The organism is Paenibacillus hebaui, assembly GCF_051934385.1.
In the GTDB taxonomy this organism is placed as follows: Bacteria; Bacillota; Bacilli; order Paenibacillales; family Paenibacillaceae; genus Paenibacillus.
The window spans coordinates 4,250,351-4,271,594 of sequence record NZ_CP196836.1; the positions used below are offsets into that span (position 1 = coordinate 4,250,351).

Genomic DNA, 21,244 nt, shown 5'->3' on the forward strand with positions numbered 1-21,244 from the left:
CTATCGAAGAATTACCTCTACACAAATATGCCTCTTTCGCATATAAAATACGGAAAGAGGCGCATTGATATAAATTCGTTGAGTCTTGTCAGATGTTGTTTGTATGTCTGGTCTGTTAGTTAATGTTACCGTAATACGCTTCATCGTATGCATTGGACTTGACCTGCTTAAACCGTTCAACTTTGCACCGTTCTGGTGTAAATATCGAATAATCTCTTCTCCGCCGTATCTGACCGCCTTGAGGATCGCTGGATTATCCTTTACATTCAGTTTAGCCCCATGCTCCACCAACAGCTTGACCACTGCCTGTTGATTGGTAATAAGAGCAAGGTCCAGTGGGGTCAAAGCTATGTATTTACTGAGTGAAATCTCTTTTTCGAGATCCATGCTCTCTGTGATATGTTTTTCTACCGCAGCAGCATCTCCCTTGTAGATCGCCATGGCGTGATCGAGCAACGTTTCAAACGTTCATTGATTACCGATTTTGAAAAAAGGTGTAACCTCCTTGCATTTATTTAATATATCATTATCCCAAAATTCACTTATTCATCTTTTGTAAATACCTCAGCCATAATCATAGCACCTGTCTTGAATCCCTGAACAAAACAAGCAGCTGAATACAATGAATGTACTTGATCTATAAGATCCATCATTTGTTCAAGGTCCTCAAAATCATTTTTTGATAATTTGCTTTGAAGCGTCTCTATGTACACTGTAACTTTCTTATTCAACTCGCGGTACTCAGCATCTTGAGGAACAATACTTTCTTCTGGTCTGAGATTACCGTAATATATTTCTTCTATTATACTTCCCACGCCACAGCCCTCCTTTCTCGAATAAAGGTCTTTCACTCTTCTCAAGGCCATTATATAAGATTCGCAGAAAATGATTGGGTTTTATGCGATATTCGCATATGATTCTTAAACTTTCCTAGAAAATCGCATTCTACATGCTTGCTTTGGCAAAAAAATGTATGCTTGTTGAGCCCTACCTCGAGATTATGCTAAGATAATGGACATCTATTTCCACAACATTCTATAACAAATCAAGCTTACAGAAAGGACACTATGAATCCTTCATCCATAATCTCCATGTTGAATCAAATCATCCCGCCGCTGGATCTGCGAAGCTGTCTTGTCAGCGTGCGCGGTGAGATCATATACGAACACTATCGCAACCAAGAGGCTGCGACTCATATTGCCAAAATCAATTCATGCACCAAAAGTGTGCTGTCCGCACTCGTCTGTATTGCCATGGATCACGGATGGCTGCCCGAGGCATCAGCACCCATCTCTACCTTTTTCCCACAGCTGAAGTCCGATCCTGACCCACGCAAACCGCAAATTACACTGGAACAGCTGCTCACCATGACAGCCGGCTTCAACTGGGACGAGTTCGGTGGACAAAATTCCTTCCCTCGCATGACGCGTACCGAGCATTGGGTAAATTTTGCGTTGGAGCAACGCTTAAGTCATGTGCCAGGTACACATATGGAATACAATTCAGGCGTATCACAGATGTTATCTGCGATCCTCATGCAAAATACGGGTATGCCCGTAGCGGAGTTTGCGGAACGTTATCTGTTCGGCCCTTTGGGAATCAAGGATTATGAATGGGAAAGTGACCCTCAGGGTGTACATACCGGTGGATTTGGTTTAAAAATGTTACCTGTTGATTTGCTGAAATTCGGTCAGCTGTTTCTACAGCAAGGCATGTGGAACGGGAAGTCCCTGATTTCGAGTGAACTTGTTGCCCTCTCTACCAAACCTGCCATTACCGTTACCCCACCTAATCGCGGCAGTTACGCCTGGCACTGGTGGGTGGATACCTATAATGGAAATGTTGTGTCCGAGGCCTCCGCCGACTCCATATCCACTCCTTCCACCCCAACAGATCAGGACAAACCGAAACTTCACTATTATTACGCGCGAGGGTTTGGCGGTCAGTTCGTGTATGTTGTGCCTGAACTGGAACTCGTTACAGTGTTGACCAATGACAAACGAAAGAAGGAAAAACCTCCACTGGATGTTTTTCCTCGGCTTCTTGCCCCTCCGTTATGGAAACTGTTATAGACAGGACTTCTTATTCCATATCTACAAAAGTTAACCCCCAACCTTAACCCGGAACGGTCCGAAGGGCTGGGGGTCATTGTCATCGCTCTAACCTTGTTGCACTAATGTAGCATTCTGTTATTAACGCTCACATTACACTGCATCACCACGATCATGCCAGCGCTTCTTCCACGGCAAGCGTTACTGGATATGGACCGGACTCCTTGTTAGAGATCACAACAAGTTGTACATCATGGTCGGGATACACGGAAGACATGAAAGACACTCCCGGATCGAATCCCATCACATGCATTTTAAAGATGCCTTCTCCTTTATGATTAATCCAGACACCCTGTCCGTAATATTTTTCATCCTTGTAGTGGGCGTGTGGAGTTAATAACTGTTTGGTGCTCTCTTCACTCAATAATTGATAACCCAGCAATGCCTCCCAGAATTGAATCATATCAGGTGCCGTAATATACGCCCCACCATCCGCTCCACCTTTGACTGGAATGGAGAATACATTGGTACTCCATGAGCCATCCTCATGATCCAGATATCCGATCGCTGTGTTGCGTGGAAGCTGATATGTCACAAAATAACCTGAATCACTCATGCCACACCGCTCGAAAATGTGCTCTTCCACATAGTCGGCAAAGGCCTGTCCTGCATGCTGCTCCACAATCAGCCCCAAGACGATGAATCCCGCATTGTTATAGTGAAAACGCTCACCCGGTGCCGCCTTCATCGGCAGGTGCTGAAACATGGGCAGAAAGTCACTCAACTCCCGCATGGAATAGACAGGTCTCTCTTTCCACAATTCAGAAAAGTCTTCCATCACTTCTTCATCAAAATAGTCAGGGATACCTGAAGTATGTGTTAACAGCTGATGGACAGTAACCCCTTTGTCCCAGAGGGGAAAATCAATATTCAGAACATCTGTCAGCCTAGAATCATAGGACAGCTTGCCCTGCTCAATCAGCTGGCATATACTCACAGCCGTGAAGATTTTACAACCAGAAGCAATCCCGAACCGGGTATCTACCTGATTGGGAAGCTCTTCGCTGCGATTTGCGTAACCACGTTTGATACTCATAAGAATTTGACCGCCTTGTTTGAGCAAAACTACACCCGAAAAATCAACGTGTTCCATGACTTCTTCTATCTTACTTGTCAGATCCGTTACATTAATCATTCCAAAATCACCTACAGACTTATCTATGTATTTGTTATGTTCTTCATCCTATTTCTTCATCATATGCTGTATTCCTTCAAATTTTCACAAAAAAGAAGGGCTAATCCCTTTTTCAAGGTAATCCCCCTTCTTCATATCCTTGCAGTTTACGTTTGACATAACATGCTCAAATGTTGTTCAATCACTTGTTCCACTCGTTCAACCGTAAGCCTTTCAGGCTGCATGACGAGGTGAAGGGCCAGTCCATCTACAAGCGCGTATAACTTCTCTGTCTCCATCCCTGCATCCAGATCCCGATGTGTCATGCCCTGCTTCTGCAACTCCTGAATTACAGATTGAGCAGACAGGTACATCCCATGATGCATCTGATCACTTAACTTTTTTAGTTCGGGATATACCAGCACTTTCGCTGTAAAAGAAAACCAGACCTCCATTTCCATAATTCTGTCTTCATCCAGCGGGAGAAATTGCAAAAGCAGATTTTTCATATTCTGCAGCACAGATCCGGTCATCTCTAACGCTTCTACTCTCTCCTGTACCCGTTCCGCAAAAAGATTCATGCAGAAGGCGAACAGCTCGGCCTGTGTGGCAAAATAGTGTCGCATGGAACCTACCGATAGCTCCGCTTCCTTCGCTATATTCCGAACGGTAGCATGCTCCAGCCCATGATCTCGAATGACTCGAATGGCCGCAGCAGCAACGATTTTCCTTTGTTGTTCATGATCTACGATTTTTGGCATAGTTCCATTATACACTAAGCTTCTATTTATATAATACATTGTGCTATAATCTTTTTAATACAACGTATTAAAAAATAACATAAAGCTGCACAGAGAGGAATTAACGGATGATACACACAAGCATTCCAGACAAACGACGCCAAAAATTTGGAGTATTAAAATTCATACTAGGAATGTTCTTCGCAGTACTAGTGCTTATCGGTGCAGGGTTTCTCTATGAATGGTATGCCTCTTCTCAGGCCAAAGAGGACTTTCCACCTCCCGGGAAATTGGTGCAAGTCGGCAGTTATCAGCTGCATATCCATAAACAGGGCAGTGGTTCACCGACCATTATTATGGAGGCGGGTAGTGGTGAGACCAGTTTGTCCTGGAGAGATATTCCTACGGAACTAGCAAAACATGCAACGGTAGTCACTTATGATCGCGCGGGATATGCATGGAGTGAATCTGCAGCTACAGAACGTACGGGCGCGAATATCGTCAAAGAGTTACATTCAGCTCTAGAGAAAGCGAAGATCCCTGGCCCTTATATTATGGTAGGTCATTCCCTTGGTGGCATGTATGCAAGACTGTTCGCACAGACCTATACGAATGAAGTACAGAGCCTTGTCTTGATTGATGCAAGACCTGAGGATGATGAACAGAATACGAAGGTTTTGCTAGAACAAGCTCAGTTCCAAGGAACCCCGCCTGCTTGGTTACTGTCTGTATTGAAGTTATCGGGAAGCTTCAGGCTTTTTCCAGACTTTATGCTTGAGGGCCTGGTAGCCAAGCAAGATCGGGATGCATTTATTAATGTGATCGCAACACCCGCCTTTTTTCATGCCAAAGAAGAAGAAGCAGCTCTCGCCTATACAACTGAAAATGCCATTCGTGGCCAACATCTCGGTTCAATACCTGTACGTATCCTGGCACGCGGGCTCCCCCAGAACTATGCTCAGGCAGGGCTTTCAGCGGAAGTTGGACAGAAACTTGAATCCATCTGGCAATCAGGGCAACGTAGCATGCTGAATATATCGGAGAATAGCCAGCTCATCATTGCCAAGAAAAGCGGTCATATGATTATTCATGATGAACCCGAACTGGTTGTGCAGACCATCCTTGAGTTACTCCCAGATCAACAATAGGTCAGAATCTAATAACACACTCAGTTCGTTGAAAATGTTTAAGGGGCTGTCCCACAAGCCATGTTCATGACTTGGGACACCCCCCTTAAACATTTTATGACGAATTAGATTTGGAATGATTAGATACTTAGATACTTAGATACTGTGCTGTCTCCCGAGTTGGTTACCGCAACGCTTGCAGATCAGCATCTGGATTTCCTGCACTCGTCTTCGTCTCACCTGAAGCCCTCGTATTGATCAGATAGTACAGCGTTGCATAGATCGTGAGGAGAAATACACCAAAGAACATACAAAACGCCAGAGATGGACGGCTTACACTTTCATGCATCAGATTAATGAGTGTCTCCCGATTCGTCAATGCATCCCAGCTATTCAGACGATACACACGTCCAAGCAGTACCCCATAACTCCCCAAAGCACATCCCGCCAGCACAAAGATCCAGGATGCCATCCGTCCGATTCGGTAATATATCACTTCCTGAAGCTGGTACATAGATAAGAATCCAAGCAGAAGTCCAGTCCAGACAAACATTAATACAACAATCAAGTCGTACCAATAGTTGTAATCCAGGCCATCACCACCGTAATAACGGGAACTTCTGGCCGTCAGATGAACCAGATCCGTTACAATGTAGGACGAGTTAGGGAAAAACAGTAACCACAGCAGAGCACTTGCCACCGCAAGCCATACTGCCCCTTTCCATTTCACGTAACTGAAGCCATAGGCCAGATAAGAGAATACAAATGGAATCCAGCCCAGAAACAGATTCCAGATCAGGAAACGAAAATAGCGCTGATCCAGCCAATCCGCCTCTGCATAATACAAACCGAGGGTCACCACAGTAACCAAACTAAGGAATATAAATATTTTGATATAATTCAATTTTCTCAATGATTTAGACCTCTCTTGATCAAATTCAATCAATTCCGAAAATATCGGATGATCTCTTCCTTATTCTTTTCGACACGCAGGTTCAGTCCACGTTTGTCCCTTAGACCGTACTGTTGTAGCTCATGACCCGGGTCAAGCACCAATGGCTTGGTTGCCACATCCTCCAGCAAGTTAATCGTCAGTTGATAGGTTTCACGCAGCTTGTCCATCGGCAGAAGCGACTCATAACGTTTGATCAGTTCAATCAAGCGTTCAGCATACACGACACGCACCATACTATCCGCGCTCTTCAGTTGTCTTGAAGCAAATACCGTTATCGCAGCAACAATAGCTGGATCTGCATAATGCTTGGCGATCAACGTAAGCTCATCCACCGCATCCCAGTTCATAATGGATAACTCCGAGGTTAATTGTCGGATTCTCTCATCCATCCACAGTTCTTCCAGTTCTTTCGGTATCTCCCAATGCTTGTAGTCGGTATATACACCTTCTCGATGCATCTATATTGCACTTCCATAATGTTTGACGAACATTGCTTTGGGAATACTCCAGTCTGTTTCCATCCAACCACCACCATACCTGTCTCTATTTCTGCTCATTCCCATAACATATTACATAATTTTACTCTTGATTAAGCATACTAGAATCATACCATTTACCAAAGGAGAATCAAATTCACAATGAATCCAAATTCAATGCAACCTCAAAACCAAATGCAACCTACAACGAACGCAAATCCAGCCCTTACACCTCAAATGAACCATGGCGGACATGAAATGTTTGATATGCATGAAATTCTGTCAGGGGCCGTCAATGTATTGGATCAGTACATGATGTTCCGTACATTTGTGCAGGACTCTGAACTGCTTGGCATTCTTGATCGTCAATACAACTTCATGCTGTCCCAATACAATCTGACTGCAGAATGTTTCTCAACCGGACAGAAACCACATCAAGAGACGGCAACCTACATGATTCCAAACATGGTACCACCTGTATATGGTCTCACACCATCTGCACCCAAAAAGCCCAATCAAGCCATGACTGATGTGAAAGACGCTGGAATCAGTGGTCATATGTTGGGACTGATCAAGTCCCACGCTTCCCTGCTTGCTATGTCTGCTCCTGAAATCACGAACGGCACTGTCCGCCGTGTTATCGCTTCGCAGATACAGCATTTTATCGAGATGGCTTACGAAATTTTCATGTATCAAAACAAGAATGCCTATTATCAAGTACCGCAGCTAAACGCGAAGGATACGCAACAGATGCTTCAGACCTATGTCCCGGCAACTGGAGCACCTCAGATGCCACAGAACAATAAACCGCCCCTCCACTAATCTACAGTAAAGCAAGATCAATAAACAAAGAACAGTCTCTCTAACCCATCCAGGTTTCAAGGGACTGTTCTTTGTCCTGTTCTTTGTCCTGTTCTTTGTCCTGTTCTTTGTCCTGTTCTTTGTCCTGTTCTTTGTCCTGTTTTTTGTCCTGTTCTTTGTTCTTTCCTTTATCTCTGCAAATCTTATCTCTCTATTCGCTCATCAAGTCGTATACACTAATATTACGGATTCGGCGTGTCACCAGCATCGATACCATATAAGCAACCCCAAGAATTAGAATACATAACAGCAACATCTGAGGCAGATTAACCGATAGTTTCGAATTATATATACCGAGACTGGATAACATCAATACAAAGGTCTGATCGGTATAAAAGTAACCCAACAGTCCACCAAGCAGTACTCCTGCACCAATAACCGGAAGTAAACTTAATGTAATTTGAGTCATTAGATTCAGCGTCGTGTATCCTGTTGCCTTGAGTATGCCAAACTCAAGCTTTCGCTTCTGGATTAAGGTCTTGATCACCAGATAAAGGATCAGACTGACCACCAGAATCGTGACCACTGTAATGACAGTTGTTAAGGACGACACTGCTGAAGTGAACGAGCCCATGTTACTTTTTTGCAATTCCTGAATGTTCGTGATATTCCATACTCCGGGGTACTGTTCATTCAATAGCTGCGTAAACTCTTCAGCAGTCGTCTCCCCATCCAGATACACATTGATCATTGCAGGACGGTAATCGGGCAACATCTGTTTCATGCCGTCTGTCGTCATAGATGCCACCATGCCCAACTGATTGATCTGCTGGCTCAAACCTGTAATGAGGTATGTAGACGTGACACCATCCACAGTTACTGGCGCTTCATCTCCGATGTGGAGATCAGCCTTTTTAGCAACAATACCGGAGATGGCAATTTCATTGTCATGCTCTGGTTGTCTGCCTTGATAGATCGTCTTGGTTTCCATTCGGCTGAAGTCGTCAGACACTTGTAACGCCAGGTTGATATCTTTCACGGACGCCACTTTGGTGTCCAGTATCGTTGTTTTGTCAACGTGATTCAGAGCAGCAACTTCTGCGAACAACTGCGGCTGTTTTTGTTTTTCTTTCAGTGTAAGAAGCAGGCTGCTTCGTTCGAGCCCAATAAGATCCGTCAAAGCAGTGGCATCGCCATTGAAGTTAAAATTCAGGATAGAGCAGAAAATGGAGGAAAAAGTCAGCCCCGCCACCACAATCACAATCATGACGTTCTGTTTCCATTGCTGCAATACGGACTTCAGACTTAAGACAAATTGTAAGGGCATACGATTCTTCTCAAGTGGAGCATAATTCCGCTGGAAATTATGGGCCTTCAATCCGTTTTGCAATGCCATTACGGGCGTAATGGACCGAATGCGTAAGCTGGATAGTAGCGCCACTAAGAGTACCAGACCTGTAACAATGAGCAGACTCAGCAAACCACTAAGTCCGTCAAACGTCGAAGGCCATAATAAACCGATGGAAGCCGAAATCAGGTTCCCCACCAGCGGCATAGCGAGAATGGAAAGAATGAGGCCCGGGATGACCGCAATCAGGGTAACAGCCGTAAATTGCAGCAGAATCGCACGAACAATCTGCCCCGTAGTATACCCATTCGCTTTCAACACACCCATATTCATCATCTGATCTTCGATATGTGTGACAATCTGGAATCGAATGACAATCAATGAGATGATAACCATCATCATTGCAAAAATAACCAGAATCGCAGCGAGCAGGCTCACAAATATTCGATTTCCTTCTAACCCCGCCTCAGCAGTCATTACGGAAAAGAAAGCATTTCCGCCTGAAGAGGAGATTGCTTCTCCCAATACTTTTTCCAAATCTACCGCCTTCGTAGGGTCAGTCAGGGCAACACTGAGAAACTGATATCGAGCTTGTGCCGATACCTTGGCATATAACGAATTAAAACCTTCCGAGGTCAGAAAAACTTTCATGGCGCCGATGGTTGATGTACCCATGAGTGGGTCCTCAATAAATCCGCCGATGGTGTAGGTATACAGCTGATTATCATACATAAAGGCAAATGGATCACCCACGTTATACCCTGAGCCTACCTGGAACGTATAGGGAAGATAGATGGTTCTAGCGTCCTCTGACTCTAGCGGTGTAATCGTCTGAAAAGGACTTAGTTGCCGCTGCTGATGAGCATCCAGTATCATCAGGTTCCCTGATACCACTTCTTCTCCCTGGTTAATCCTGGCCTCGTACAGTAGAAGTGCCTGCTCGCTCTCCCAATGTTTCGTCTGTGGAAACTGCTCCGCAACAGACTCAATCTTTTTGGTCTGACTGCCTTTTTCAAAATAGGATATGATATCAGGTGTGTGAAGCTCTTTCATTCTCTCCTTCTGAAAAGACCCTAGCTTGAGCAAAATGGAAAGACCGATATTCAGGATTAGAACGGCCAGCATGACGAGTATGATTAACGTTATCGTTGCACTCTTCCGTCTGCGAATATTGGACCAGGCCAGCATACTTGTTAAACTTTTCATCACTACCACCCCAACTCAGAGAGGAACGATTGAACCTGTTCTAGCCGCTCTGTGCCATGATCTTCATCGTAAGAGGACAGCCGAAGTTCTCCCACAACGATGCCGTCACGCAGGTACAAAATTCGGTTGCCACGCAGTGCTGTCTTGATATCGTGAGTCACCAGGACAATACTCTGCCCCTGCCTGTTCACTTCCGTGAGCACACGAAGCACACTTGTACCCGAGGCGCTGTTGAGCGCACCGGTAGGTTCATCGGCAAATACCACTTTGGGACTGTTGATAAGTGCCCGGATCATACCTGCACGTTGAGCTTCTCCGCCCGAGATCTGGGAAGGGAATTTCCCCCACGTTTCAGGTCCAAGACCTACTTTCTCCAACATTTCCTTCGCTTTGAAGACTGCTTCTGATCTATTTTTCTGTACCAGATATGCACTGGAAAGCACATTGTCCAACACACTCATCGTGTCGAGCAAATGAATCTGCTGAAATACAAATCCGCAATTTTGTCGCCGAAATACCGCAAGTTGGTCATTGTTCAGCTTTGTAATGTCCTGCCCTCCGAACATAATCTCGCCCAATGTCGGTTTATCCATGCCTGAAATGGCATATAACAACGTTGACTTTCCTGACCCTGAACTGCCCATAATGATTGTAAAATCTCCCTCGTACAAGGTTAGATCCACATTTTTCAGAACATGCTGTTGGTTTCCGCCGTGCGAGAATGTTTTCCCAAGCTTGGTAGTCTGAAGCAACACTCGAGCCGTGTCTTTGCTAAAATCCGATCTTTCTTTATTACGATCTGTATTCAAGCTATTCACCATTTTGTTCACTCGGAACACTCCATTTACGTTGATGCTCATTATGCCACACATCAACTCCTGTTAGAGATAAAGGCACCATAATGGCTGCAATCGCCTTATTTACTGCTATTGCATCCTTATCGTACAATGCAGGTTCTTAACGAGTCTTTGTGCATTCCTTAAGCAATCCTTAATTCACGCCGACAAGCGGGATCAGCATTGTCATGACGAATCCATTCTCCAGATTGCGGCAGGTCAGCTCTCCTCCCATACCACGCATCAGATTGCGGGAGATCGTCAAGCCAAGGCCCGAACCTATCTGATTTCCGGCGTGACTCCCCCGGTAGAACTTGTTAAAAATCAGGGGCAATTCATCTTCCTGCACACCTGGTCCATAATCGCGGATTTCCACTTCGAGATACGGATCCTGAATCGTAAATGAAATCACTATAGATGTACCGGCATACTTATAGGAATTACTAACTACGTTATCCAGCACCTGCTGCAATCGCAGTGGATCTACCGAAATCAGGCATTCAGGGACAACACCCGTTGTAATTCGTTCATAAAAATTCGCTTCCTCCACCAATTTATTCAGAATGGAGCTTGTTTCATCCTGCACATGAACTTGCAGCTCGTTCAGCTCTTCCAGCGTGGAATGAAACATGTCTGTCACAAGCCGATCGATCTGGTCTGCCTTGGCATACAGGGTGTGCAGCTGTCTAGACGTTTTCTCATCCGTTGTTTTGATCAGCATGAGTTCAGTCAACGCTTTAATGGAGGCAACCGGAGTTTTGATGTCGTGACTGAGGCTGGCGACCAGTTCTTTTTTGCTTTTGTTCGCGCGATACTCACTCTGGCGGGCAGCGGCCAGCTCTTCCCTCATCATGTCAAAGCTTTCAGTAAAGGCTCCGAACAGATGATTACGGTCCATCTCCAGAGGAACATCCAGATTGCCCTTGGCAATCTGTTTTGCAAACCGTTGCAATCGCCGGAACGGACGAAGAATGGAACGATTCAGGTACAGCGCATAGATCAAGCCGAGCAGAAACAGCAATAATGCTGTCCATATGCCCGCCACGGCCAATCGGGTTCTCCATTGTTCAAATATGACCTGATTATTATTGTCAAAGATCACTTTTCCCACGGTTTGGCGATCTACTGTTAGATCAAGCATTGTATCTCGATGATTAACTGCGTCATTGATGGTTGCAGAGATATCCTTCCTGGTTTGAAACCTGACGGTTCCCTCGTTATCGAGAATGGTAAAATCAAGTGCACTCTGTGCATAAAGCTCCGAATTTAATGCATCCCAATGCTGTTCTGTAATTTTAACAACTGCGTTAATGGCTGCCCGATCCGTTACAGGCATCTGCATTAACTTTTGTAATAAAACGGTCTGTACGACTACAAAAACAACAATGCCGCACAACAGTGCGTAGATCATTTTTTTAAACATCTAATGAATCCTCTAATACGTATCCGATGCCCCAGACCGTCTGAATGAGCACCGGATCTTTAGGATCAGACTCAATCTTTTCGCGCAAATGACGAATATGTACATTCAGGGTACCATCTCCGGTAATACTGTCTCCCCATACCTCCCTGAATAACTCTTCCTTCGGAATCACTCGATTTTTGTGACTTATCAGGTAATTCAACAATTTAAACTCCATCGCGGTAAGTTTCAGTGGATTCCCATTCAGACTAACACGTCGCAACTCCTCATCGATCTGTATCGGACCTGCCTGAAGCTTGACCGTTCTAGGCGGGGGTTCATCCTCGTTCCCATACCGCTTTAACACAGCCTTGACCTTGGCAAGGATAATTCGGAGTGTATAAGGCTTGTGAATATAGTCATCTCCACCGATATTCAGGGCAATCAGGACATCATCTTCACTTGATCGGGCACTGATGAACAGAATTGGAATGTCCGTTGTCTGCCTGAGCTCCTTGCACAATTGAAACCCGGACGATTCACCCAGATTAATATCCAGCAGAAGGAGAGAAACGGAATGTTCACGCAAAAAAACACGACACGCCTCCGCACTTGTGACATACTCCGTGTGAACACCGAACAGATTGAAGTATTCCGCTGTGCTCTCGGCAAGTTCCAACTCATCATCTACAATTAAACAATCTATTTTCATACGTGCGACTACACCGCTTTCATGAATTTAGTCATGATGTAAAGCTCTTGCTTCCATTTCATGAATCCATCATACCATGGGTACACATGTTCAATGCATATATTCCTTGATTCGGTTACCAGAAACTGATTTAAAACCTATACACGGTCGATATGTCGATCATACGTATAATACATGGTGTATTCTATATAAGTTGAACTAAAGATATATTCACACGTACACTCCGATGACAGAATAACCTTCCAATCGCTGTTATCCCCAGATTTTTTTGATTTCCTTTTCTCAAGGGAAAAATCCGGTGATAAAGGCGAACGCTTCGCTTTTTCAGGTTTTTTCTGTCCTCTCCGTTTCTGTGTAAATGATTATTTCAACTTATATAGCCATAGAATGGTTTAAATTACGTATTGTTTATTCTGGGAGGTATGAGGATCCGAATGAATCAATTGATCAAACTCGGTTTTCTGGCTATGACTTTGGGTTGTACTGCCATTGGCGCAACACTTACACCCCAAACAGCGTTGGCTGCGCCTGTTCCAGCTTCCAAAGCGGTGTATCATCAGTTCCAAACCTATCGCACAGATGCGGTGAAATCCACAGCCAGTCTAATTAAGGCACGTAAATATCTGATAAATAACATCGACAAAGTGGGTCCTTCGCAAGCCACCTTAATGACTTTGCAACTGGAGAATATACAAAATATCAAGCTGGCTGATTTGGATGAAAAAAATGTATACGGAGCTGGTCCAATCCGCACTGTCCGAAGCCCATACCAAAATCGGTTACGAACAACAGCTTACATACAGCAGTCTGCTCAAAGAGATCAAAGATCCCACTGTTCGCAAGCTATTACAGGAAGCCTCTGACCTTGGATACAAGCTGGAAACCAGCGAAGGCATCTATTATCCAATCATTAATTATGAGGTTTACAAAAAGTTTCAACCCTTTGTGAAGCCTGATATCGCTGCATATATTGATATCATGGCTACCGAGTCCAATCAAATGACCACTTCGGATGGCGGCATTATCATCCCCTGGGACGAATTAATTCAGCGTACTTTGGAGAAGGAAGCCTTCTTGAACAACTTCCCGAATTCCAATCGCACAACAACGGTGAAGCGTTGGTTATTTGTGGATTATCTATTCTACGGAAGTGACAACACACCTGCTTATGACTGGTACACAGACGAAGAGATTCGGACAATCGATCCTGAATTGAAAAAGGCATACGAGAAGGCGTTGGCAAAAAGGGAGCCCCATACCAAGAGTGTACTTCTGGATACCATGGAAAAGATCTTGACTGTCCTTAATCAAAACAATGACGAACTTACGCCTGAAGTCAGAAAAATTATCGATCCTGTTTACACGCAATTTGCCAAAGAATGATATAACAGAATAACAGAACATAAAAAAAGCGGCACTCCTCTTTACAGGATGTGCCGCTTTGGCTTGTCTTCCAGGCTATTTCTCCAATTGAAAATGGATTGAAGTGTGTACCGATGCAAGTTTGTCCGGATTCACAACCAGATAAACCCCCTCAATCTGCTCTCCAGAAGGGCTCAGCTGCAAACAAAGCACCTCGGACAACTGTTCCCCATCCAACAAGGCCAATTGAAGTTCTCCATTAATGAATGTTGGCAGCCATTGCCTTTCCCGTAATCGGGTAAGCACTCGCCGAGAGGTCAGAAGCGCAAGCACGCCCTTGTGAACATTCATCGTTCTCATGACGGTGTGAACACGTCCCCCGCCATCTGCCGTAAATACAGGCTGATCAGCTAATAATTCCAGCATGGCAGAGACGTCATAATTTAGGAAAGCCGTTGTAAAACGAGCGAGCAGCTTCTCTTTTGCAGCATGATCAGCATGACATTGTTCCATCACTGGCAGTCTTTCGGGCAGATTCCTTCTGGCCCGGCTAAAGATCTGACGGCAGTTACTTTCCGTTTTGCCAAGCCACTCCGCGATTTCGGAATACTCATACTGGAACGCTTCACGAAGCACAAAGACAGCACGTTCCATGGGCGAAAGACGTTCCAGCATGACCAGATAGGCGTAGGAGATCATCTCCTTCTGCTGCATGGTTTCCTCTGGAATGTTTCCCATTTGACCGTCACCCATCGGCTCTGGCAGCCATTCTCCAACATAACTTTCCCTCTGATTGCGGGCAGAGTTCAGCAGATTCAGGCTTCGGTTCACGACCAGTTTGGCAATGTACGATTTGGGATTTCGGATTACATCTGTAGCGTGACTATGCATTCCTGCAAAACAGTCCTGCACAACATCCTCAGCCTCCATCACACTGCCAAGCATACGATAAGCAATGGAGAACGCATAGGCTTTGTAACGAATATACAATTCACCAACTTCCAGAGAAGACTGTTCTGGCTCATTGGTGAGGGGATTGGATTTCATGAGAATGGCCTCCTCTGGCAGATGGTTGTTTAGAACATTTAATTAAAGCAGCCCGGGTACATGCCCGTTGTAATTGCAATTCGATTCCAGTTGTTAATGGTGTTGATCGCCATAATCAGATCCACGACTTCGGCATCACTGAAATGTTCCTTCACTTTTTCAAACAATTCAAGCGGTACGCCTTGATCGGAGATCCGGGTCACCACTTCAGCCAGCTCCAGCATAACACGTTCTTTTTCCGTAAACAAAGGTACCTCGCGCCACACACTGAGCAGCAAAATGTGATCTGCATACTCTCCCAGTTTCATCAAATCTTTGGCATGTTTATCGAGACAAAAGGCACAGCCATTGATTTGGGATACCCGAATCTTCAATAGTTCATACAACACTTTGTCTTCAAATTGGCCTGAAATGTATTGCTCCATCGCCATTATCGCTTTAAAAGCACTTGGATTTGCTACTCTGTAGTTCATTCTTAAATTCATATCTCATTCGCCTCCGTTAATTGGTGTACATCCTGAAGACAATTGAAGGCTGTATTCTGTGACATTCTTTTTGCAAAAATATTTATTTCCATAAGCACGAAGGCACACAATCCAACCATCGGTAAAGGAAATAACATACGGGAAAGACTATATTCTTACATACAATTAACATTAAACGTGAAATAAAATCGAATATTTCCGTATTCATGTTCGTTCTTTGCTGTATCGTTTGTGATTTCAAACAAAATAGCATTACATGTATTGATACTTCGACCAAAGAAGTAGTAACATACGGCTACAAAGTAAACTTTTCTAACATGTAAGATAATCATATTAAATAGTTCATTTATCCCGCAAGGAGTGACTCACATGATAACTTCCAATTCCCAATCCAATTCTCCAATGACATCCGAACTGCCCCGCGGCTGCACGTTCTCCGCCGAAGACTGGCATGTATTATCCCAATATTGGTATCCGATTGCTCAGGCAAGTGAAGTGACCGATACACCATTGGCTGCTCAACTGCTTGATGTAAAACTGGTTCTTTACCGCAGTAACGACAAGGTTGTCGTAGCGAAGGATCTTTGTTTTCACCGTGGGGCTCCACTTAGCAAAGGCTGGGTGGAGAACGGCGAGATCGTGTGTCCGTATCATGGTTTTCGTTATAATTGTGAGGGTAAATGTACGGCGGTGCCTGCACACCCCAGCTCCAAAATCTCTCCCAAGTTAAAGCTTATCGTATACCCGGCAGTGGAACGCTACGGATTGATCTGGACTTCACTTGCTTGCACTGACGAGCAGATTCCTTCATTCCCGGGATGGGACAATCCAGATTATATCAACATCCTGCCTCCAAACTTTGATATCGCAGGTTCTGCTGGAAGACAGATGGAAGGATTTCTGGATGTCTCCCATTTTGCATATGTGCATACCGAGACATTCGGCGATCGGAACAATACCGAAGTGCCGCAATACAAAGTGATACGTGAAGGTAATGAGCTGTTTGCCGAGTATTGGAGTTCCGTCAGCAACTACGGCAAAGGTCAGGATAACGTGGCGCCGGAAGGCTTCCAATGGCTACGTGAATTCCGTGTATTCCCACCCTTTGCTGCATCACTAACGGTACATTTCCCGGGAAACGACAAGCTGAACATTCTAAACTGTGCATCGCCGATCTCTGCACGTTATACACGTCTATTCTGCCCAATCACACGCAACTTCGACAAAGATGCTCCGATTGAAGACACGATTAAGTTTAATTTGCAGGTATTCGAGGAAGACCGTGAAATGGTGGAATCACAGAAGCCGGAGGATTTGCCGCTCGATCTGCACGCAGAAGCACATATTCCCGCAGACCGCACCTCGATTGCTTATCGTCAGTTACTGACAGAGCTTGGTTTGGGCCGGAATTATACATCGTGAATTAAAGATGATAACAAACATAAAAGGAAGCGTTCGCTATTGCACGCTTCCCTTTTTTTATACGAGATACCCCTTTACTATTCATAATATCTTGTGATGGAATTCCCAATAGACAAGCAACGCTTATTCTATCCTTGATGATTCGTATTCACGGGAAGTTCTCTATAATAGGGACAGCCCGGTTCGTGAATAATGCGTGGATCAACCCACGTTCCCCAATAGGGGAGCCGATTCACATATGGTTGTGCATACGGTTGTACATTTGGTTGTGCGTTTGGTTGTGCATTTGGTTGGCTATTCGCTTTCGGCATGTTGTTCGTGGTTGGCGAAATCTCAGTTGCACAATCCGCAGGTGGTCCGATGATCACGGTTTTCTGTATTGGAGCAAGGGTTTCTTTCACTTTGTTCACATCAAGACAGTAGGTGTGTGCGAGTAAAGCGGCGGGTGTCAGACGCAACGTGTCAGAACCAAAAATCGCCTCGGGTACAGGGGCATCGAAGATGGCAAGCAAGTGGGTATGATCAGCAATCGCAATCTCATAGTGCCACCAGCCTTGCGGAACATTAGCTACTTGGCCTGGCGTAATTGTGAAATTCAACAGCTCGTTGGTAAACGGATTAATTAAGGAAACTACCGCTGAGCCGCTAATGCAATAGACCAGTTCTGTCGCATTTGGATGAGTATGTGGTTCAACGACATTGCCGGCACTGAGGAAAATATCCAATAAAGAGGCATTGCCCAGTGTATTTAACTGTTGGATGGAAAGGGAGTTAATATAGTTGTTTTCATCTTTTTTGAATAACGGATTCTGGCTCAAATCATAAGTAAACTGGGTGGTTGGTAAAGTGTAGTCCATATAGGAGGTTGCCAAAATAAAACGCCTGCCCTTCGCTCTCGGTTTAGGTGATTACCTATACGACAGCTTATGCGATGAGCCCAGAGGCGTGAGCCCATTTTGAAGAATACCATCCCCCTCCTCCACACTTGTTTCGTTATGTTAAATCCGTTGTATCATCTGATCACATCGCGGCATAGGCTGATATCATCAATCAAGTCATTGGAGGCATGTAACATGGCATATGGCCCTGGTTCTGTTCCATCCCCGCAACCAACGGGTTATCCTTACCCTTATTATCCACCGACTCCACCCCCACCTTATCCCTACCCTTACCCTTATCCATACCCGCCCATCGTCCCGTTTCCACTCCCATTCCCCATCGGCGGCCCTTGGTGGCATGGCGGCTATCCGGGTGGTGGCTATCCAGGCGGACCTCACGGTCCATTCCCGGGAGGCGGTTATCACGGCGGACCTCATGGAGGAGGTCCTGGCGGTCCTGGCGGGCCCGGCGGGCCTGGTGGTGGGTTCCACGGACATCGCTACTTTCAAGGGTAATCCCTGGCTACACCCAGAAGAAGGAGCTGCTTTTGGCAGCTCCTTTATTCATCTTCCCCAAACCTATGATGATGAAAATGGGCTCCCGAAATCTCCATACACTTCTACCCATGACTTAATAGAGGTTGTTCAAAAAGTCCGCTTTTGATTACGAATCATGCCTAGCAGCATCGTCAGCATCGAAGTTGAAATTCAGCCGAAATGTCCGTTACTCACGTAGTTTTCCCTACGCTCCGCTACTCCATTTCTAGCTTCATTCCATCTTCTCGGTACTGAAAAACTGACTTTTTGAACACGTACTAATAGGTTATCTCATCCATCAACTTCAGATTACGGTTCGAAACGGTGAGCAGATTAGTGAATGTATCCGTTAGATAATATACAAAGTCCGGATCGTGCACATACATAATAATCTGTCCATAGGTTCCTTCATCTGTCGGATCAAAATCAAGCATGAGGTACAGTGAGCCCCCAGCCATTGTTGCAAAAGGCATCCATTGTTTATGAAATAAATATGGCTTGATCTCCGGGTCCAGTTCGCTGATCTCTTCAGGAGAATAATACGCTTCCAACTTCTCATCCACTTCACAGAAATACTGCTTGGTTTCTCGAATTTCATCCAGGGACATCAGATAAAAGGGAGTACATTCATCAATCTCTTCATCACCTGGATACAGGACATGTAACGCATACCCACTGCCGTCCTTGTGCTGATAGAACGCACGAAAATCAGCTGGCAGCCGGATACTATAATCCTTTTCGAATATATCCAGACTTTCCTCGGTTGCGCCTTCCCGATGCTGATATTCTTCATACAATTGGCGAATCTCATCATCCTGTATTTTTTCATCCAGTAATCGATTCAACTCATCAGCCAACACATTCAATGTGGATTCTGCATTTGAATTCATGAAGATCTCTCCTTCCTCACTCTGTTTCTGCCCGTTCCTGTACATATTCCCGGTAACCCCAGAAAGCTTCATCTTCCCCACCGTCTTCAATGAGGATCATGACCGCATAGGAGAACAGGTCCAGCCACTTTTCCATTAGGGTGACCTGCTCATCTGAGATAATGTTATTGCTGCGCAGCATCCCGTCAGGTTCAACCGCCCAGGCACGTCCCAGATGGGTAATCCCCCATAGACAAGCCATAACTTCACGATCCAGCGTAGGTCCTTGCAGATCTGGAACCAGAGTACGCAGAATTTCCATTAACTCATGAAAGTTTTCTTCCATTAGCTGCCCTCGGAAGGGACGCAGACTGCCAAGAAAGCCCGTCTCCATTTTGGGATGATACAGATCCTCATAGGAAAAGGCATGACATTTTAACAAAATCACTGCTTCTTCACGCTTCATTTCAGTGTCCCTCTTATCCAAACTTCATTCATTAATACTTGGGGTCTACCAGCGCAGGGGATCTTCTCCACGCCATAACACGTAACGCTCAAGCTCACGTATGACTCCTGTTCCGATCCCATACTCGTCCATCTCTTCGGATTGCAGATCAAGAATATGCAGCATCCCTCCATACGTACCAACCACAAGCTTGGATTGATCAGGCGAAACAGCTAGGGAATAGATGGTGCTGCCTACATAATGTCTCCAGACTTCCTGACCGTCACCATCCACACAATATAAATAACCGTATGCATCCCCAAGCACCATACCTGCGCTGATCTCCATTGCGGCGTATACGCGGGCATTCTCATCCATGACGGGCCAATCTTCCTTACTCTCATTGCCATCCATGGATTCCAGCTGAACCTGTATCGTGACCCCGTTGTAAAAGTGACATGCATTAAACCAAGCTTCCGAGCTGTCCCTTGTAAACACCGCATGATGAGGATAGCTGGATTCCGGGTAGAGTGAATATGTCTTATCCAGCTTGCGATCCAGCACCATATGATTACTGCTCTGGCTGCCGTAGGCAATCCACCGACCATCGCGGGATACAGCCGCATGCCCCATATCCATCTGTGTATCTTCCAATTCGTACTCTTCGATCTCCGCAAGATCAGGATGCAGCAAGGATACCTGACCCTGATCCAACAAATAGATTCCATAACGGGAAAGAATCAAAATGGATTTTCCATCATTGAATGGAATAAGTCCTTCAAGAGTGCGTTCGGGTTGTTCACAATCAGCAAGTGACTCGATGCGGGGTAGAGCCTTCTGAATACTGGATTGTATATCTTGCCAGCGATACAAGGCAAGCTCTTGTCCTTCCAGTTGACGATTCGGCTGTCTAATAACACGGATACCTTCCGTTCCAGCCAGCGCATAGTCCATACCGTCCGGTGAACAACCTGCGAATAGGTACTGGGAGAAAAGCAACCATCCTTGCTGATCTGCTGTATACACACAACCACTCTCTGTAGGGGTAGCCGTATGGAATACGATCGTTTCGTCGTTCAGATAACCAGCCACATGCACAGCCTGCATGGACGATGAATAGGTTTCGCTCAGCGGCCACGTCGCAGCAGGTAATTCGCTCCGAAGCCGTTCCAAATCTCCTTGAAGATTGGCTTGCTTCACCATACTCCACACTTCAGTGCTTATCCGGACTCTGGCATCCTCCGCAAGTTCCGATTCATCCAGCTGCTCTCCTGCCATTCCTCTTCGTACAAATGTATTAACGTCCCTTGCATATCGTTTGCCTTCATTACGCCATGATTCCGCAATTTCTTCATTTATCCAACTCAATTG

The 21,244-nt window shown here is 45.2% G+C and carries 22 protein-coding genes; 6 read left to right on the forward strand and 16 right to left on the reverse strand.

Annotation, left to right across the window (positions count from 1 at the left end):
* Positions 1-441, reverse strand: coding sequence for an ankyrin repeat domain-containing protein (locus ACR32F_RS18700; protein ID WP_440109565.1), 441 nt, complete (start codon positions 439-441; stop codon positions 1-3).
* 101 nt (positions 442-542) lie between these two features.
* Complete coding sequence (locus tag ACR32F_RS18705) at positions 543-815, reverse strand: DUF6809 family protein (protein ID WP_440109567.1); 273 nt, start codon at positions 813-815, stop codon at positions 543-545.
* Positions 816-1,067: 252 nt separating this feature from the next.
* On the opposite strand from ACR32F_RS18705, the gene ACR32F_RS18710 reads away from it, so the two are divergent.
* On the forward strand, positions 1,068-2,072 hold the full coding sequence (locus ACR32F_RS18710) for a serine hydrolase domain-containing protein (RefSeq protein WP_440109569.1): 1,005 nt from the start codon (positions 1,068-1,070) through the stop codon (positions 2,070-2,072).
* Positions 2,073-2,223: 151 nt separating this feature from the next.
* On the opposite strand, the gene ACR32F_RS18715 is transcribed toward ACR32F_RS18710, so the two are convergent.
* Together ACR32F_RS18715 and ACR32F_RS18720 are read right to left on the reverse strand one after the other, a co-directional pair.
* Positions 2,224-3,246, reverse strand: coding sequence for a serine hydrolase domain-containing protein (locus ACR32F_RS18715; RefSeq protein ID WP_440109571.1), 1,023 nt, complete (start codon positions 3,244-3,246; stop codon positions 2,224-2,226).
* 146 nt (positions 3,247-3,392) lie between these two features.
* A complete protein-coding gene (locus ACR32F_RS18720) occupies positions 3,393-3,986 on the reverse strand; it encodes a TetR/AcrR family transcriptional regulator (RefSeq protein ID WP_440109573.1) in 594 nt (197 codons plus the stop codon).
* Positions 3,987-4,093: 107 nt separating this feature from the next.
* On the opposite strand from ACR32F_RS18720, the gene ACR32F_RS18725 reads away from it, so the two are divergent.
* Positions 4,094-5,113, forward strand: a complete 1,020-nt coding sequence (locus ACR32F_RS18725) for an alpha/beta fold hydrolase (protein ID WP_440109575.1) — start codon at positions 4,094-4,096, stop codon at positions 5,111-5,113.
* A 163-nt stretch (positions 5,114-5,276) separates the two neighbouring features.
* Here ACR32F_RS18725 and ACR32F_RS18730 read toward each other — a convergent pair whose 3' ends face one another.
* Positions 5,277-6,005 (reverse strand): DUF1361 domain-containing protein, encoded by a 729-nt coding sequence (locus ACR32F_RS18730; RefSeq protein WP_440109577.1) that lies wholly within the window; start codon positions 6,003-6,005, stop codon positions 5,277-5,279.
* A 29-nt stretch (positions 6,006-6,034) separates the two neighbouring features.
* Entirely contained in the window at positions 6,035-6,505 is a 471-nt protein-coding gene (locus ACR32F_RS18735; protein ID WP_440109579.1) for a hypothetical protein, read from the reverse strand.
* Between the two features lie 195 nt (positions 6,506-6,700).
* On the opposite strand from ACR32F_RS18735, the gene ACR32F_RS18740 reads away from it, so the two are divergent.
* Complete coding sequence (locus ACR32F_RS18740; RefSeq protein WP_440119945.1) at positions 6,701-7,345, forward strand: spore coat protein; 645 nt, start codon at positions 6,701-6,703, stop codon at positions 7,343-7,345.
* A 190-nt stretch (positions 7,346-7,535) separates the two neighbouring features.
* On the opposite strand, the gene ACR32F_RS18745 is transcribed toward ACR32F_RS18740, so the two are convergent.
* The 4 genes from ACR32F_RS18745 to ACR32F_RS18760 form a co-directional block, all read right to left on the reverse strand.
* Positions 7,536-9,878, reverse strand: coding sequence for an FtsX-like permease family protein (locus tag ACR32F_RS18745; RefSeq protein ID WP_440109581.1), 2,343 nt, complete (start codon positions 9,876-9,878; stop codon positions 7,536-7,538).
* 2 nt (positions 9,879-9,880) lie between these two features.
* Complete coding sequence (locus ACR32F_RS18750) at positions 9,881-10,699, reverse strand: ABC transporter ATP-binding protein (RefSeq protein WP_440119947.1); 819 nt, start codon at positions 10,697-10,699, stop codon at positions 9,881-9,883.
* Positions 10,700-10,868: 169 nt separating this feature from the next.
* Positions 10,869-12,137 carry an ATP-binding protein gene (locus ACR32F_RS18755; protein WP_440109583.1) on the reverse strand — a complete coding sequence of 423 codons (1,269 nt, stop codon included), beginning with the start codon at positions 12,135-12,137 and terminating at the stop codon, positions 10,869-10,871.
* The gene (locus ACR32F_RS18760; RefSeq protein ID WP_440109585.1) at positions 12,130-12,828 is read right to left on the reverse strand and encodes a response regulator transcription factor; all 699 of its coding nucleotides are present in this window, start codon (positions 12,826-12,828) and stop codon (positions 12,130-12,132) included. Before ACR32F_RS18760 ends, ACR32F_RS18755 begins: the two co-directional genes overlap by 8 nt.
* Before the next feature lie 726 nt (positions 12,829-13,554).
* On the opposite strand from ACR32F_RS18760, the gene ACR32F_RS18765 reads away from it, so the two are divergent.
* Positions 13,555-14,211 carry a hypothetical protein gene (locus ACR32F_RS18765; protein WP_440109587.1) on the forward strand — a complete coding sequence of 219 codons (657 nt, stop codon included), beginning with the start codon at positions 13,555-13,557 and terminating at the stop codon, positions 14,209-14,211.
* Between the two features lie 75 nt (positions 14,212-14,286).
* On the opposite strand, the gene ACR32F_RS18770 is transcribed toward ACR32F_RS18765, so the two are convergent.
* The gene (locus ACR32F_RS18770; protein WP_440109589.1) at positions 14,287-15,237 is read right to left on the reverse strand and encodes a sigma-70 family RNA polymerase sigma factor; all 951 of its coding nucleotides are present in this window, start codon (positions 15,235-15,237) and stop codon (positions 14,287-14,289) included.
* 38 nt (positions 15,238-15,275) lie between these two features.
* The gene (locus tag ACR32F_RS18775) at positions 15,276-15,722 is read right to left on the reverse strand and encodes a carboxymuconolactone decarboxylase family protein (protein ID WP_440109591.1); all 447 of its coding nucleotides are present in this window, start codon (positions 15,720-15,722) and stop codon (positions 15,276-15,278) included.
* 369 nt (positions 15,723-16,091) lie between these two features.
* Between ACR32F_RS18775 and ACR32F_RS18780 the strand changes: the two genes are divergently transcribed.
* Positions 16,092-17,144, forward strand: coding sequence for a Rieske 2Fe-2S domain-containing protein (locus ACR32F_RS18780; RefSeq protein WP_440109593.1), 1,053 nt, complete (start codon positions 16,092-16,094; stop codon positions 17,142-17,144).
* 128 nt (positions 17,145-17,272) lie between these two features.
* On the opposite strand, the gene ACR32F_RS18785 is transcribed toward ACR32F_RS18780, so the two are convergent.
* Positions 17,273-18,016 carry a cupin domain-containing protein gene (locus tag ACR32F_RS18785; RefSeq protein ID WP_440109595.1) on the reverse strand — a complete coding sequence of 248 codons (744 nt, stop codon included), beginning with the start codon at positions 18,014-18,016 and terminating at the stop codon, positions 17,273-17,275.
* 201 nt (positions 18,017-18,217) lie between these two features.
* Between ACR32F_RS18785 and ACR32F_RS18790 the strand changes: the two genes are divergently transcribed.
* Complete coding sequence (locus tag ACR32F_RS18790) at positions 18,218-18,538, forward strand: hypothetical protein (RefSeq protein ID WP_440109597.1); 321 nt, start codon at positions 18,218-18,220, stop codon at positions 18,536-18,538.
* Between the two features lie 299 nt (positions 18,539-18,837).
* Here the strand turns inward: ACR32F_RS18790 and ACR32F_RS18795 are convergent, their stop codons facing one another.
* Genes ACR32F_RS18795 through ACR32F_RS18805 form a run of 3 tightly spaced genes read right to left on the reverse strand, consistent with a single transcriptional unit; the run spans position 18,838 to position 21,241 of the window.
* Positions 18,838-19,449: an SMI1/KNR4 family protein gene (locus ACR32F_RS18795; protein ID WP_440109599.1), complete on the reverse strand. Its 612-nt coding sequence runs from the start codon at positions 19,447-19,449 to the stop codon at positions 18,838-18,840.
* Between the two features lie 16 nt (positions 19,450-19,465).
* Positions 19,466-19,894 (reverse strand): hypothetical protein, encoded by a 429-nt coding sequence (locus tag ACR32F_RS18800; RefSeq protein WP_440109601.1) that lies wholly within the window; start codon positions 19,892-19,894, stop codon positions 19,466-19,468.
* Between the two features lie 45 nt (positions 19,895-19,939).
* On the reverse strand, positions 19,940-21,241 hold the full coding sequence (locus ACR32F_RS18805; protein ID WP_440109603.1) for a hypothetical protein: 1,302 nt from the start codon (positions 21,239-21,241) through the stop codon (positions 19,940-19,942).
* Between the last annotated feature and the right edge of the window lie 3 nt (positions 21,242-21,244).